Annotated in this window: 11 protein-coding genes; 7 read left to right on the forward strand and 4 right to left on the reverse strand. The window is 62.5% G+C overall.

Annotation, left to right across the window (positions count from 1 at the left end; translation table 11 throughout):
- Positions 1 to 45: 45 nt before the first annotated feature.
- Positions 46 to 966, reverse strand: a complete 921-nt coding sequence (locus tag CK498_RS21890) for a LysR family transcriptional regulator (RefSeq protein WP_095623097.1) — start codon at positions 964 to 966, stop codon at positions 46 to 48.
- A gap of 108 nt (positions 967 to 1,074) precedes the next feature.
- Between CK498_RS21890 and CK498_RS21895 the strand changes: the two genes are divergently transcribed.
- Together CK498_RS21895 and CK498_RS21900 are read left to right on the forward strand one after the other, a co-directional pair.
- Entirely contained in the window at positions 1,075 to 1,923 is an 849-nt protein-coding gene (locus CK498_RS21895) for a pirin family protein (protein ID WP_095622987.1), read from the forward strand.
- Positions 1,924 to 2,139: 216 nt separating this feature from the next.
- Complete coding sequence (locus CK498_RS21900) at positions 2,140 to 3,897, forward strand: peptidoglycan DD-metalloendopeptidase family protein (RefSeq protein WP_095622988.1); 1,758 nt, start codon at positions 2,140 to 2,142, stop codon at positions 3,895 to 3,897.
- Positions 3,898 to 3,947: 50 nt separating this feature from the next.
- Here the strand turns inward: CK498_RS21900 and codB are convergent, their stop codons facing one another.
- Positions 3,948 to 5,195, reverse strand: a complete 1,248-nt coding sequence (codB, locus tag CK498_RS21905; RefSeq protein WP_095622989.1) for a cytosine permease — start codon at positions 5,193 to 5,195, stop codon at positions 3,948 to 3,950.
- Between the two features lie 106 nt (positions 5,196 to 5,301).
- Positions 5,302 to 6,813, reverse strand: a complete 1,512-nt coding sequence (locus tag CK498_RS21910; protein ID WP_095622990.1) for an NCS1 family nucleobase:cation symporter-1 — start codon at positions 6,811 to 6,813, stop codon at positions 5,302 to 5,304.
- 616 nt (positions 6,814 to 7,429) lie between these two features.
- On the opposite strand from CK498_RS21910, the gene CK498_RS21915 reads away from it, so the two are divergent.
- From CK498_RS21915 to CK498_RS21935, 5 genes are all read left to right on the forward strand, one after another.
- Positions 7,430 to 8,296 (forward strand): nitrilase-related carbon-nitrogen hydrolase, encoded by an 867-nt coding sequence (locus CK498_RS21915; RefSeq protein ID WP_095622991.1) that lies wholly within the window; start codon positions 7,430 to 7,432, stop codon positions 8,294 to 8,296.
- A gap of 22 nt (positions 8,297 to 8,318) precedes the next feature.
- Positions 8,319 to 9,761 carry a dihydropyrimidinase gene (gene hydA, locus CK498_RS21920; RefSeq protein ID WP_095622992.1) on the forward strand — a complete coding sequence of 481 codons (1,443 nt, stop codon included), beginning with the start codon at positions 8,319 to 8,321 and terminating at the stop codon, positions 9,759 to 9,761.
- A 43-nt stretch (positions 9,762 to 9,804) separates the two neighbouring features.
- A complete protein-coding gene (locus tag CK498_RS21925; protein WP_229359179.1) occupies positions 9,805 to 11,196 on the forward strand; it encodes an NAD(P)-dependent oxidoreductase in 1,392 nt (463 codons plus the stop codon).
- Complete coding sequence (preA, locus tag CK498_RS21930; protein WP_095622993.1) at positions 11,193 to 12,497, forward strand: NAD-dependent dihydropyrimidine dehydrogenase subunit PreA; 1,305 nt, start codon at positions 11,193 to 11,195, stop codon at positions 12,495 to 12,497. The genes CK498_RS21925 and preA overlap by 4 nt, the downstream gene beginning before the upstream one ends.
- A 238-nt stretch (positions 12,498 to 12,735) precedes the next feature.
- Positions 12,736 to 14,457, forward strand: a complete 1,722-nt coding sequence (locus tag CK498_RS21935; protein ID WP_095622994.1) for a methyl-accepting chemotaxis protein — start codon at positions 12,736 to 12,738, stop codon at positions 14,455 to 14,457.
- A 179-nt stretch (positions 14,458 to 14,636) separates the two neighbouring features.
- Here the strand turns inward: CK498_RS21935 and CK498_RS21940 are convergent, their stop codons facing one another.
- Positions 14,637 to 15,257, reverse strand: coding sequence for a TetR/AcrR family transcriptional regulator (locus CK498_RS21940; RefSeq protein WP_095622995.1), 621 nt, complete (start codon positions 15,255 to 15,257; stop codon positions 14,637 to 14,639).
- Between the last annotated feature and the right edge of the window lie 122 nt (positions 15,258 to 15,379).

A 15,379-nucleotide genomic window follows, 5' to 3' on the forward strand; every position in this document is an offset into this window, starting at 1 on the left:
ATAGCCTACCCCTCTCGACCCGGCGCTCAAGCGCAAGTTTTGCGCCTACTCATTCGATGGCGTCGAATCGACGACGCTCTCACAGCAGCTGGCAACGGCCTGGCTCAGGGCATCGGCCATGGCGTGGGCGGCGGGACCTGCGCGGTCACGATCGCGATAGATCAACTGCATCGGCACCTCGCGAATACCGCCGGCGCTTAGCGGCAGCGGCACCAGGGTGCCGCGCTCCAGTGACGGCTGGATGCGGGTTTCCGGCACCCAGGCAAAGCCCAGGCCGCGCTCGAGCATGTCCACTGAAGTGTCGAGATGGCTCAGCGTCCAGCGCTGCTCGGCCTTGAGCCAGCCGGCATCCATCGACTGGCGCTGGGCCGAGTCGCGCACCACCAGTTGGCGATGCTGCTTGAGATCGCGCAGGTCCAAGGGCCGACCGAGCCGGTGCAGCGGATGGTCGGGGTGGGCCACGGCAATGAAGCGCACCGTCACCAGCGGTTCGCCGAGAAATCCCTGGGCTGCCAGCCCCGAGGCCACCAGGTCCGCGCGGCCATCGTAGAGCATCTCGATGCCGCCATTGAGCACCGTCTCGTGAAGCTGTACGCGCACCCCGGGGTAGCGGGACGAAAAAGCATCCAGCGCTTGGGCTAGGGCATCCGGCGGGAATAGCTGGTCGATGGCCAACACGATCTCCGCCTCGAGCCCTGCGGCCAGGCTTTCGGCCACCTCTTCGAGCGCCTCTGCGCTCTCGATCAGCTGACGGGCACGCCGCAACAGCAGCTCACCGGCCTCGGTCAGCCGCACTTGGCGGCCTACCGGTTCCAGCACCTTGACGCCGAGCTGCTCCTCGAGCTTGTGCACGGCATGATTGAGCGTAGAGGGGCTCTTGTGCACCGCCTCGGAGGCGCGCACGAAGCCGCCATGGTCGACCACGGCCGCCAGCATCTGCCACTGCGATAGGGTCACACGGGACATTTCGAATTCCTCGAACAGTTGCAGCAAAACTATGCGCTTCTGATACCGCCTGTCCATCATCGATAATGACAGGCATAGGTACCAACCCTTTCTCCAAGGAGATACGCCATGACCCACTCCCCTGTCCGCCAAGTCGTCTCGGTGGTACGCAGCCAACCCAGCCAGGATGGCGACGGCGTCAAGATCAAGCGCATCCATGATTTCGGCGGCGGCATCGATCCTTTCCTGATGCTCGACGAGCTCGGTTCCGATCAACCGAACGATTATATCGGTGGCTTTCCGCCCCACCCACACCGCGGCATTCAGACCCTGACATACGTGATTCACGGCGGCCTGACCCATGAAGACCACATGGGCCATTCCAGCACCATTAATGCCGGTGACGCCCAGTGGATGCATACCGGACGCGGCATCGTTCACTCGGAAATGCCGCTGACCGACCATCACGGCCTGCACGCCTTTCAGCTGTGGCTGAGCCTGGCGGCCAAGGACAAACTCAGCGAGGCCACCTATCGCGATGTGCGGTCAACTGAGATGCCACACCTGCATGGCGAAGGTGCCAAACTGATTGCCCTCGGCGGCAAATGGCACGCTATCGAGCCACGCCATGACGTTGTAGGCCCGCTGGATGCACTGGCTGGTAATGGTGGCGTCGCCCATGTCATTCTCGAACCAAGTGGGCGACTATTGCTCGAGCAGGAGTCACCAATGCTTGCTGTCTATGTCTTCGCCGGCGAGCTCGAGATCGGTGAGCAGCGCATCCCGGCGGGCCACCTGGTTCGGCTGGGCGACGGGCAACAACTGCCGCTCTCGAGTGAGGCCGGCGCCCAGGCGCTGCTCCTTGCCGGCACGCCGCATCGAGAGCCGATCGCTCACTACGGCCCCTTCGTCATGAACAGCCAAGATGAGCTCGAACAGGCCTTGAACGACTACCGAAGCGGTAGACTGACAGGATAATTCACTTGAATTGTTGCCCAGCGAACGCGCATATACAGGCAGAAACGCTGTATCGCTGGGCATTTCCAGCATGACCTACCGCTAGACCTAAGTCGAACAGCGTTGCCAAACCGCGGCCGAAAAGACTGTATGAACGTACAGACTAGGCATCACAAGCGCCTTGGGGTAAGGTTCTCGTGCCTTTTTACGTTCATCTACCAAGTCACGGCCTTTATCATGTTGCGAATTCTTCATTCGCTGCCCCGCACGCACAAGTTACTTTTACTACCTGTTGCCACCATGGTTACTGTGCTGGGTACGCAAAAAATCATCGGCGCTTTCGATAGCTCCAGTGAAAGCCCTGTTGCCGCTTCTCCGATTCATATTCCCCTCGATTCCAACACAAACCGCGACACAGCTGCCCTCGACTTCGAACGCAGTGCTGTGTCAGAAGCAGTGGAAATGGCCAGCAATGCGCTGGATGCCACCCGCCAGTACGTCCCCATTGCCGAACTGGCTGCCCAGGAAATCGTCGACATCGACGTGCTCTCCACGGCGCATGCCGGTGATGAGCAAATGCCAATTGTCGCGCTCACCCCCGAGTCGAGCAACGCTGACGACGAACAACAGCAGAGCGACTCGCCAGCAACCATCGATACCGATGTCCTGCATCTCGCTCTGCACCTTCCCGAGCTGGGCCAGACCGACGATCTCAACCAGGTCGGCGACTCCTCCGGGTTCGACGTCGAAGCGCTGGCGTCGCACACCTCCTACGAGGACTATCTCGACGGACCCTTGGTACTGTTCGATGATGGCGAGGTGTTTCTCGATGAAGAGCTGGTAGCCGAACAGGCCTATGTGCCCGAATGGGAGACCTATACGGTGCAGCAAGGTGACACCTTCGCCGTGATGGCCCAGCAGACGCTGGGTCTTGGCTACAGCGAAGTGCTGCAACTGCTCGACAAGATGCCCGACCGCAATGTCCTGACCCGTTGGCGGGCCGGGCATAATTTCGACTACCAGCTCGATGAAGATGGACAACTCCTGGCGCTGCGTGTGATGAAGAATCCACGCAGCGGCTTCTTGATAGAGCGCGACCCCGACACCGCGTTCGAGGTATCGAGCATCGAGAAGGCCGGCGAGCCCACCCAGCGCCTGTTTGCCGGCACCGTCAGCGGCAGTTTCGGCCGCTCCGCCGAGGCCACTGGCCTATCCGCCTCCGAAGTCGCTCAACTGAGCAACTTGCTGGAGAAGAAACTCGACTTCCGCCGCGACACCCGTCGCGGCGATCGTTTCCAGGTACTGGTAGAGTCCGACCTGATCGATGGCCAGAGTCTCGACTCCCGCGTGCTCGCGGTAAAATACGAGGGCGCCCGGATGGACCTGACGGTCATCCGCAATAGCTCCGACAACCGCTTCTATACGCCGGAGGGCTACAGCCTCGATCCCGCCTTCGAGCGCTACCCCTTCAACGGCAATTATCGCCAGAGCTCGTCATTTAACCTGCGCCGCAAACACCCGGTCACCGGTCGGGTGAGTCCGCACTACGGCACCGACTGGGCGATGCCGATCGGCACCTCGGTCAATGCCCCGGCCGACGGTCGCGTGGAGAAGGTCGGCAATCACCCGCTGGCCGGCCGTTTCATCGTGGTACGTCACGACAACGGCTACCGGACCCGCTACCTGCACCTCTCTCAGCCGCTGGTCAGCCGCGGCGATCGCGTAAGCATGGGCGAAACCATTGCCAAATCAGGCAACACCGGACGCAGCACCGGCCCGCACCTGCACTACGAGGTGATCGTCAATGGTAACCAGGTCGACCCGATGCGCGTCGACCTGCCCGAGAACCAGAGCCTCGAAGGTGATGCCCTGGCCGCCTTCCAGCGCGAGTCCGAGCGCCTGCTGGTGACCCTCGAAAGCGGCGAGACCGGCACCGTCATCGCCAGCACCAGCACTGGCGAGCCCGAACCCCGCCGCCCTGGCGACGACAGCTAGACTCCCGCGCTTGACGCCACGACGCCCCGCCCTGCGGGGCGTCGTCGTTTCTAGGCCTTGGCCGGCAGCGTCGCAGTACCGAAGCGCAGCAGCAGCGCATAGCTCAATACGGCCACCAGCACGCCCACCAGCGGTGGCAGCAGCGGCGAGAGATAGGCGGCCAGCGAGCCCAAGGCATAGGCCAGCAGTCCCACCCAGTGAAAGGCCGGCAGATCCGCTGACTCGAGAGACGGATAGCGCCCCTTATGGCGCAGCCAGAAATCGGCCATGATCACGCCGCCGATCGGTGGGATGAAGGTGCCCAGCAGCACCAGGTAGGGAATCAGCAGGTCGTACATGCCGCCGACTGCCAGCAGCGTACCGATAGCGGCACCAACCACGGTCACCAGCCGTCGGCGGGGCGTGCGCAGCAGGTTGCAACCGGCCACGGCGAAGTTGTAGATGGTGTTGTCCTGGGTGGTCCAGATATTGAGGAACAGCATCAACACCGCCAGCACCACGAACCCTTGCGCCAGCATCACGTCGACGATGTCCGCCTGCTGATAGATCAGCGCGCCCAGCGCACCGGTGAGCACCATCAGCCCGTTGCCGACACAGAAGGCCGCCAGGGTGGCGATCACCGCGATTTTCGGCGACCGCGCGAAGCGGCTCCAGTTGGTCGCCTGGGTCCCGCCACTCACGAAGGTGCCGATGATCACCGTGACGGCCGCAGCAAAGCTCATGCTGCCAGTGGATGTCTGGCCTAACAGGCCGGTCAACCCGCCAATATCGTGCATGCCGGTATAGAGGCTGATCAGGATGAACAGCAGCATGGCCGGCACGGCAAAACGCGACAGCCAGTCGAGGCCGCGATAGCCGATCATCGCAGTGATGCAGAAGGCCATGCCGAACACCACCATCAGCGGGATTTCCATCCAGCCGGGCAGATTCGTGGTTTGCACCAGGATCACCGCAATGGTGGCCGTCCCCCAGGCGTACCAGCCGATCTGGGTGAAGCCGAGCAGCAAATCGGAGAGCTTGCTGCCAAGCTCGCCGAAGCAGAAGCGCCCCATCAGTACCGAGTTGAGGCCACTGCGACAGGCGATATACGCCAGTGCCGCGGCATAGCCTCCAAGCAGCAGGTTGCCGATGGTGATCACCCATAGCAGCTCAGCAAAGGTGAACGCCGTGCCCAGCGAACCGCCCGCCCACATCGTCGCCGTAAAGAAGGTAAAACCCAGCAGCACCATGGTCGTCGAGAGCAGCCCTTTGCGGCGACTTGCCGGCACGGCGCTGAGCGGATAATCGGATGTTTTCATTGTTGGCTCCGGAATGAATGAAATGCCTGTCTAGCGGGAAGGCCGACACGACAGCGCCCCGGGCTGATGGCCGGGGCGCGGCGCGTGCATTACTCGAACGACGCTATCAGGGCATGCGTTCGGGCTCGATGGCCGCAGCCGTCGCCGACACGTTCACCGGCGACATCACTTGGCTTGCCACATAGTAGATCACGGCACCCAAGGCCGAGCCGGTAAACCAACCGTAGTCGTAGAACCAGTACATGGTACCGGTCAGCAGCGATACCACGGTCAGTGCGACGGGAATCCCGAAGGCGACGAAGCCAGGCCAGTTGACCGCCGGATAAGCGCGCCCATCCTGATACAGGCTCGGCACATCGAGCCGCTGGCGCTTGATCAGAAAGTAGTCCACCGCCATGATCCCGGCGATGGGCCCCAGTAGGCTCGAATAGCCCAACAGCCAGTTGGAGTACATCTGCTCGAGCGACACCCCGGAGGTAATCACCCCGGCCTTCTGCAGCAGATCATAGCCCATCAGCAAGACCCCCACGACGCCGGTGATCAACACACCGCGGGTCTGGTCGACCAGCTTGGGCGCCACGTTCTGGAAGTCGTTGGTCGGCGAGACGATATTGGCGGCGGTATTGGTCGAGATGGTCGCAATGATGATCAGCAGCATGGCGAGGGCCACCCAGAACGGGTTGTCGATCATGCCGATCAGACTCACCGGGTCGGCCACGGTCTGCCCCACCAGCGATTCGGACGCCGCCGTCATCACCACCCCGAGGGCAGCAAAGAAGAACATGGTCATGGGCAGGCCCAGCACCTGGCCGACGATCTGATCCTTCTGGCTCTTGGCGAAGCGGCTGAAGTCGGGAATGTTGAGCGACAGCGTCGCCCAGAAACCCACCATCGCGGTCAGCCCGGCGAAGAAGTAGCCGTACACCGGCGCCCCTTCCGGGCGCGACGGTGGCTGCGCCAGCAGCTCGGTCATCGACATGTGCGGCCAGGCCCAGAACATCAGGCCAATGGCTACCGCCAGCAGCAGCGGCGCGGCCAGGGTCTCGAGCCACTTGATCGACTCGGCGCCGCGAATCACCACGTACAGGTTCATGGCCCCGAAGACGAAGAAGCCGACCACCTCACCCAGGCCCCCCAGTGCCTGCCATGGGGGAAAGATCGTCGCCAGCAGCAGGTGAATCGCCAGCCCACCGAACATGGTCTGCACCCCGAACCAGCCACAACCGACCAGTGCCCGCACCAGACACGGCACATTCGACCCCAGGATGCCGAACGATGAGCGCAGCACTACCGGAAACGGGATCCCGAACTTGGTGCCGGGAAAAGCGTTCAGCGTGAGCGGTATCAGCACCACCACGTTGGCCAGCAGGATCGCAAACAGCGCCTCGCCGACACTCAGGCCGAAATAGGCGGTGAGCACTCCGCCCAGGGTATAGGTGGGTACGCAGATCGACATGCCCACCCACAGGGCGGCCACGTTCCATTTCGACCAGGTGCGTTCATGCGCCTTGGTCGGCGCGATATCAGCATTGAAACGTGGACTGTCGCGGACGTCGTCGCCCTCCTCGAGCTCGATCAATCCTTGCCTATCCACCATCCTCGATGCCTTGACGGTCATTGTTGTTCTCCTCGTCACTCATATCGTCACAACGCCTGGCGGCGTACGTGTCAGATGCAACGCAATAAGCGTGCCCAGTTGCGCCATTGGCGACGCATGACGTCACTGCCAGTCTCGCCGCAGGGCATGCCCAGGGCCTTCAACTCAATGATTTTTGTGAAAAACTGTCCCTACAGACAGCTTAATTGACGTCATTTCAGCGAAAGGAAAAGCCAACTACGCAGTCATCTCCTTTACGCTTCATGACAGGCTAGTCAGTTTTCATAATGGTTCAAGGTTCATTATCGAGCTAACAAAAACCTTCAGCCATGGATCATAAACCATTGTCATGTAATGAAAATATATAGAGAACACGTTTCTCCATTATGGTGCAGAGAATCACCAAAATGGGGATGTAACCGCACAGAACTACAAATAAAACTTTCAATACAATAACTTATAGACAAACTGGCTGGGTGGAAAAAAAGTTCTTGCAGGAACCTGTCAATGGCGACTAGCTTAAAAAACTGTCTAATGAGTCAACTTTATTGACAGCCGAGATCGTGCCTTGGGCCCTTCCCGCACCACCACGGCAGGGAGGCTGTCCTGACAACAAACACAAGATGAGTGAAATGCCATGCAGAAGATGAAGATTGGTCTGATCCAGATGGCGCTGAACACCAGTACCGACCTGGAACCGGACGCCATTCGCGATGCCATGAACGACGCCCACCTGCCACTGATCCAGCAGGCCGCCGATGCAGGCGTGCAGGTGCTGTGCTTTCAGGAAGTCTTCAACCAGCCCTACTTCTGCCCCAGCCAGGACCCCAAGTGGTATGCCGCCGCCGAGCGGGTACCCGAGGGGCCTACCTGCCAGATGATGCAGAAGCTTGCCGCCAAGCACCACATGGTGATGATCGTGCCGGTCTACGAGGAGACGGTGACCGGGATCTACTACAACACTGCGGCGGTCTTCGACGCCGACGGCAGTTATCTCGGCAAGTATCACAAGACGCATATCCCCCAGGTCGCCGGCTTCTGGGAGAAGTTCTACTTCAAGCCCGGCAAGTCGGAGTGGCCGGTGTTCGATACCGCCTACGGCAAGATCGGCGTCTACATCTGCTACGACCGTCACTTCCCCGAGGGCTGGCGGGCGCTGGCACTCAACGGTGCCGAGGTGATCTTCAACCCCTCGGCGACCGTGGCCGGGCTGTCCCAGTACCTGTGGGAGCTCGAACAGCCGGCCTCGGCCGCTGCCAACGGCTGCTTCATCGCCGCCATCAACCGCGTCGGCAGCGAGGCGCCCTGGAACATCGGCGAGTTCTACGGTTCGAGCTACATCGTCAATCCGCGCGGCAAGATCGAGGCCCAGGCCAGCGACAAGGACGACGAGCTGCTGATCCATGAGATCGACCTCGATATGGTCCGCGAGGTGCGCAACAACTGGCAGTTCTTCCGCGACCGCCGCCCGGATGCCTACGCCCGGCTGACTGACGGCGAATGATCCCGACACCAGGAGACGCACCATGAGCCTATTGATTCGCGGTGGCACCGTGGTCACCGACAGCGACACCTACCGCGCCGACGTCCTCTGCGATGACGGCAAGATCCAAGCCATCGGCAGCAATCTAGAGGCGCCGCAGGGCGGCGAGGTCATCGACGCCGACGGCATGTACGTGATGCCTGGCGGCATCGACCCACACACCCATATGCAGCTGCCCTTCATGGGCACCGTGGCCAGCGAGGATTTCTATACCGGCACCGCCGCGGCGCTGGCCGGCGGCACCACCTCGATCATCGATTTCGTGATCCCCCAGCCCGGTCAGTCGCTGCTCGAGGCGTTCGAGACCTGGCAGGGCTGGGCGGAAAAGGCCGCCACCGACTTCGCCTTCCACGTCGCCATCACCTGGTGGGATGACAGCGTGCGCGAGGAGATGGGCACCCTGGTGCGCGACGACGGCGTCAACAGCTTCAAGCACTTTATGGCCTACAAGGGCGCGATCATGGCCACCGACGACATCTTGGTGGAGAGCTTCTCGCGCTGCCTGGAGCTCGGCGCGGTGCCCACCGTGCACGCCGAGAACGGCGAGCTGGTCTACCACATGCAGCAGAAGCTGCTGGCCGAGGGCATGATCGGGCCCGAGGCGCACCCGCTGTCGCGGCCCCCCCAGGTCGAGGGCGAAGCGGCCAGCCGCGCGATCCGTATCGCCAGCACGCTGGGCGCGCCGATCTATCTTGTTCACGTCTCCACCAAGGATGCCGTCGACGAGATCGCCTATGCCCGCCAGCAGGGCCATCCGGTCTACGGCGAGTGCCTGGCCGGTCACCTGGTGCTCGACGACAGCGTCTACCTGGATACCGACTGGGGACGCGCCGCGGCCCACGTGATGAGCCCGCCGTTTCGCCCCAAGGGCCATCAGGAGGCGCTGTGGCACGGCCTGCAGTCGGGCAACCTGCAGACCACCGCCACCGACCACTGCTGCTTCTGCGCCGAGCAAAAGGCCGCCGGCAAGGACGACTTCACCAAGATCCCTAACGGCACCGCCGGGGTCGAGGACCGCATGGCGGTACTCTGGGAGGAGGGGGTCAACAGCGGCAAGCTGTCGATGCAGGAGTTCGTGGCGCTGACCTCGACCAACACCGCGCGGATCTTCAACCTCTATCCGCGCAAGGGCGCGGTGCAGGTTGGCGCCGACGCCGACCTGGTGGTGTGGGACCCCAAGGGCACCCGCACCATTTCGGCCGAGACCCACCACCAGAACGTCGACTTCAACATCTTCGAGGGCAAGACGGTACGCGGCATCCCGCGTCACACCGTCAGCCAGGGCAAGTGGGTATGGCGCGACGGCGAGCTGCGCGCCGAGCGCGGCGCGGGCCGCTACCTCGAGCGCCCCGCCTACCCCGGCGTATACGAGCTGCTCAAACGCCGCGCCGAGCTCAATGCGCCAACGCCGGTGAAACGCGCCTAGCGCCAGGCCCCTGACAGGCCCACAACAACAACGAGGTATTACCGTGAAACATGACCTGACCCATCTGCCCCGGGCCGGCGATGCCGTCGCCGGCCGCCCGGGCACGTCGTCTGAGGCGCTGGAGGCCAACTTCAGCGACCTGCATCCGCCGCTGACCCAGCGCCAGGCGCTGATCGAGAGCCAGCGCTGCCTGTACTGCTACGACGCCCCCTGCATCGAGGCGTGCCCGTCGGATATCGACATTCCGCGCTTCATCCGCCAGATCAGTGAGCAGAATATCGACGGCGCCGCGCATACCATCCTCGAACAGAACATCCTCGGCGGCAGCTGTGCCCGGGTCTGCCCCACCGAGATCCTCTGCGAGCAGCGCTGCGTACGCAATCACGATGCCGAATGCCAGCCGGTGCTGATCGGCCTGCTGCAGCGCTATGCCACCGATCACGCGCGCTTCGACGGCCATCCGTTCCAGCGCGCCGCCGACAGCGGCTACCAGGTGGCGGTGGTCGGGGCCGGGCCAGCAGGGCTGGCCTGCGCCCACCGGCTGGCGATGCTCGGCCACCGGGTCACCGTCTTCGAGGCCGAGGCCAAGCCCGGCGGGCTCAACGAGTACGGTATCGCCCGCTACAAAATGACCGACGACTTCGCGCGCAAGGAGGTCGAGTTCCTGCTCGAGATTGGCGGCATCGAGATGCGCTACGGCCAGCGTCTTGGCCACGACCTCAGCCTGGCGCAACTGCATAGCGACTACGACAGCGTGTTTCTCGGCCTCGGCCTGGGGGCCAGCCGCCAGCTGGGGCTGACCGGCGAGGATGCCCCGGGCCTTGCAGCAGCCGTGGACTACATCAAGCAGCTACGCCAAGCAGAGGATCTCGTGGACCTGCCGCTGGCTCGCCGCTGCGTGGTGATCGGTGCCGGCAACACCGCCATCGACATGGCGACCCAGATGGCACGCCTGGGCGCCGACGAGGTGACCCTGGTCTATCGGCGCGGCGTGGAGGCCATGTCGGCCACCGGTCACGAGCAGGAGATCGCCAAGGTCAACGGCGTGCGCATGCTGACCTGGGCGACGCCGCGTGAGGTGCTGCTTGACGCCGAAGGCCGTGTGAGCGGCATGCGCTTCGAAAGAACCCACGCGACCGAGGGGCAACTGCAAGGCACCGGTGAGACCTTCGAGGTCGAGGCCGACGCAGTATTCAAGGCCATTGGCCAGGGCTTCGATGACGACAGCCTGAACGACCCGGCGGCCAGCGAGCTGGCCCGCGACGGCGAGCGCATCCGCGTCGACGACGCCTTTCGCACCTCGCTGCCACGGGTCTACGCCGGCGGCGACTGTGTCGCGCCCGGCCAGGATCTCACCGTCCAGGCTGTGCAGCACGGCAAGCTGGCCGCCCACGCTATTCATCAGGATCTCTTGGCCAAGCAGGAGGCCGCATGAACACTCGCACGGACCACCTCGTCAACGGCGTCGACCTGTCCATCGACTTCGCCGGGATCAAATCCCCCAATCCTTTCTGGCTGGCCTCTGCACCGCCCACCGACAAGGCCTACAACGTCGAGCGCGCCTATCGGGCAGGCTGGGGCGGCGTAGTCTGGAAAACCCTGGGTGAAGACCCGCCCGCGGTCAATGTCTCGTCGCGCTACTCGGCACACTTCGGCAATAACCGTGAGGTGCTGGGCTTCAACAATATCGAGCTGATCACCGATCGCTCGCTGGAAGTGAATCTCGAGGAGATCACTCGGGTAAAGCGCGACTGGCCGGATCGCGCGCTGATCGTCTCGATCATGGTGCCCTGTGAGGAAGCGGCCTGGCGGCATATCCTGCCACTGGTGGAAGCCACCGGTGCCGATGGCATCGAGCTCAACCTGGGCTGCCCCCACGGCATGCCGGAGCGCGGCATGGGCGCGGCGGTGGGCCAGAACCCCGACCTGATCGAGCAGGTCGCGCGCTGGTGCAAGCAGTATTACTCCAAGCCGGTGATCGTCAAGCTGACCCCCAACATCACCGACATCCGCGTGGCCGCCCAGGCCGCCCTACGCGGTGGCGCCGACGCGGTATCGTTGATCAACACCATCAACTCGATCACCAGCATCGATCTCGACAATATGGTGGCCAAGCCTACCGTCGGCCAGCAGAGCACCCACGGCGGCTACTGCGGCAGTGCGGTCAAGCCCATCGCCCTGAACATGGTCGCCGAGATCGCCCGCGACGCCCCTACCCAGGACCTGCCGATCTCGGGTATCGGCGGCATCTCGGACTGGCGCGATGCCGCGGAGTTCGTGGCCCTCGGCGCCGGCAGCGTGCAGGTGTGTACCGCCGCCATGCTGCACGGGTTTCGCATCGTCGAGGAGATGAAGGACGGCCTGTCGCGCTGGATGGCCGAGCAGGGCTATCGCTCGCTCGATGAGTTCAGCGGCAAGGCGGTGGCCAATACCACCGACTGGAAGCACCTCGACATGAACTTCAAGACCATCGCGCACATCGACCAGGACACGTGCATCTCATGCGGGCGCTGCTATATCGCCTGCGAGGACACCTCCCACCAGTCGATCGCCCAACTGATCGACGCCAGCGGGGCGCGGCGTTACGAGGTGATCGAAGAGGAGTGTGTGGGCTGCAACCTGTGCCAGATCACCTGCCCGGTGCAGGACTGCATCAGCATGCTGCCCCAGCAGACCGGCAAACCCTATATGAGCTGGGATCAGGACCCGCGCAACCCCTTCCGCCAGGCCAGCTGATCACAGGCCGATCGCCCCGACCGCACTGCCAAGGGCAGTGCGGTCGGGGCGCCTGCAATGAGATGACGCGTACCGGTATGCCCGGTGCCCCTCGCGAGGATAGAGCAATAGCCATTCTTGGGCAGACTCATAGACCAAATGCTGAATTTTTCAGCGCCCCCTAAAGTCGCGCCTAGCCAAGCCGATTGGGTGAGTGCTTATCGCCAGTAAACCCAGCACTCCCATGAGACAATAAAATATGGCTTCTTCGGCTCCCAAAGCCTCGTTCTTGCTAGGCCTGCAGACTCGTATTCTGGCACTCGTGCTACTCCCCCTATTGCTGACCACCGGCAGCCTGGTGGCCCTGGATGCATATACCCGCATCCAGAGCAGTCATGACGCCCTCGAGCGACAGCGTGAACTGCTCATCGAAACCCGCCAGGCGGGTGTGCGAGACGTGGTGGAAAGCGCCCGCACGGCCATCCAGCCAGTGTTGTCGAACCGCAGCCTCAGCGATGCCGAGCGCCAGGAGCAAGCAGCTGAAATCGTGCGTGCCATTAGCTTCGAAGGCGACAACTACGTATTCATCTATCAGTATGACGGACTTAACGTGGTCACTGCCCCCATGCCCGATAGAGAGGGCACCCATATGCTGGACGTTCAGGCGCCTGACGGCGCTTATATCATCAGCGACCTGATCGATGTCGCGCAGCAAGGTGGCGGCTATTACGCCTATCCGTGGGAGCACCCGGCCACAGGCACGATAGAGCCGAAGTATTCCTATGCCACCAGCGTGCCGGAATTTGACTGGATGATCGGCGCAGGCGTCTATACCACCGATATCGATGCCGCCATGGCCAGCGCCGAGACCCAGGCGGCAGTCGAGCTGCGCCGTTCTCTTCTGACCTCTGCCCTGGCAGGACTTTTGATCTTCGTTGGCGTATCGGTGATCGCCATCTGGCTAGTGCGACGCACGGTGCAGCCGATCCGCCGCACCGCCGAAGCCATGCGCGACATCGCTAAAGGACAGGGCGACCTGACTCGCCGTCTGAAAGTGGAGAGTCGCGACGAAATCGGTGAACTGGCAGCCCAGTTCAATGCCTTCGTATCACGGATGCAAGACACCCTACGCGACGTGCGCCGCAGCACCACTAGTGTGCAACAGGCCGCCCAGGAAATAGCCCAGGGCAGCGACGAACTGGCCACACGTACCGAACAGGCCGCAGCCAACCTTCAGGAAACGTCGGCCTCCATGGAAGAGATCGCGGCAACGGTCAACCACAGCACGCAGTCGGCCGAGCAGGCCAACCAGCTGGTTCAATCCACGGCATCAGTGGCCCGCGAAGGGGAAACCGCGATGCAAAGTGTCGAGCGCACCATGAGTGATATCGACGCTTCGGCCAGCCGTATCCGTGAGATTATTACACTGATTGATGGCATCGCTTTCCAAACCAATATATTAGCGCTCAATGCCTCGGTTGAAGCAGCCCGGGCCGGTGAACATGGCCGCGGCTTCGCCGTGGTCGCTCAGGAAGTGCGCACCCTGGCTAGTCGGAGCGGCGATGCGGCACGCGAAATCCGAACCCTGATCGACGCTTCTGTTTCACATACGCAGGAGGGCAGTATTATCGTCAAGCAGGCTGGCGCCACCATGCAGGAAATTGTTACCAGCGTTGCGCGAGTCACCGATGTGATTGCCGAAATCAGCGCCGGTGCTCAGGAGCAAAACGAGGGTATCGGTCAGATCAACACGGCCGTGGCAGAGATGGACACCATGACCCAGCAGAATGCTGCAATGGTGCAGCAAACCTCCTCGGCCGCCATGCAAATGCGTAACCATGCCGAGCATCTCAGCACCATGATCGGGACCTTCGTGCTAGGCGATGATATCCAATCTGCAGCCACCCTTACGGGGAGCAACAGCCCGCCCAGGTTGCAACGCGCTAACGATGAAAAAACCGAGGAATGGGAAACATTCTGAGTTCCCTCCCTCGATAGCACACCCCGCCAGGCCAGCTGAGTACCGGCTGATCACCCCGACCGCACTGCCAAGGGCAGTGCGATCGCGCTACGCCATGTTCCCTGCCGTCAGGGCGACAAACACCACCAGCATCACCACCTTCGATCTCGGCAGCCTAAATAGCCTCGGCGCTGGTCAACCTAGGCCGACAGGCCGATGCCGCGCAGGATCACCGATGTCACCGACTGCACCGCCCGCTCGAACTGGATATCATCGAGCGGGCGGTCGTCGTTGAGCAGCGCAATCTGGTAGTCGAAATCCGCATAGTGCTGGGTCGAGGCCCAAATCATGTAAAGCAGGTGCGACGGCTCCACCGGCAGAATCTTGCCGCTTTCGACCCACTCGCGAATCTTGGCCTCCTTGAGCTTGGCCCACTCGTAGAGGTTGTCGCGCAGGCGCTCCTGAAGCACCGGTGCGCCCTGCATGACCTCGGCTGCCCAGACCTTGGAGCCATAGGCGCGATTGCGTGAGTGCTGCATCTTGGCGCGAATATAGCTCGACAGGACGATACGTGGATCGTCGTAGAGCTCGAAGCACAGCGCATCCTGCTTCCAGACCTCGAGCAACCCCAGCAGCACCTCGCGATACAGCTCCTCCTTGGTCGCGAAGTAGTAGTGCACGTTCGACTTGGGCAGGTCAGCCAACTGAGCAATATCGCCCATGGCGGCGCCCGCATACCCCTTCTCGGCGAAGACCCGCTCGGCGGCGAGCAGGATCTTCTCGACATTACGGCGACGAATATCGCCCTTCTTCTTGGCCATCCCGTCTCCTTGCACCCGTCTCACGCTGAACGCTGGCCACCGCCCGCCGACGAGGCCCTATCCAGCGTACCATTTTCCACCCCCAGGGCGGCGCAAGCACGCCCAAGCCGACGCCTAGCCGC

Source organism: Halomonas salipaludis, assembly GCF_002286975.1.
In the GTDB taxonomy this organism is placed as follows: domain Bacteria; phylum Pseudomonadota; class Gammaproteobacteria; order Pseudomonadales; family Halomonadaceae; genus Franzmannia; species Franzmannia salipaludis.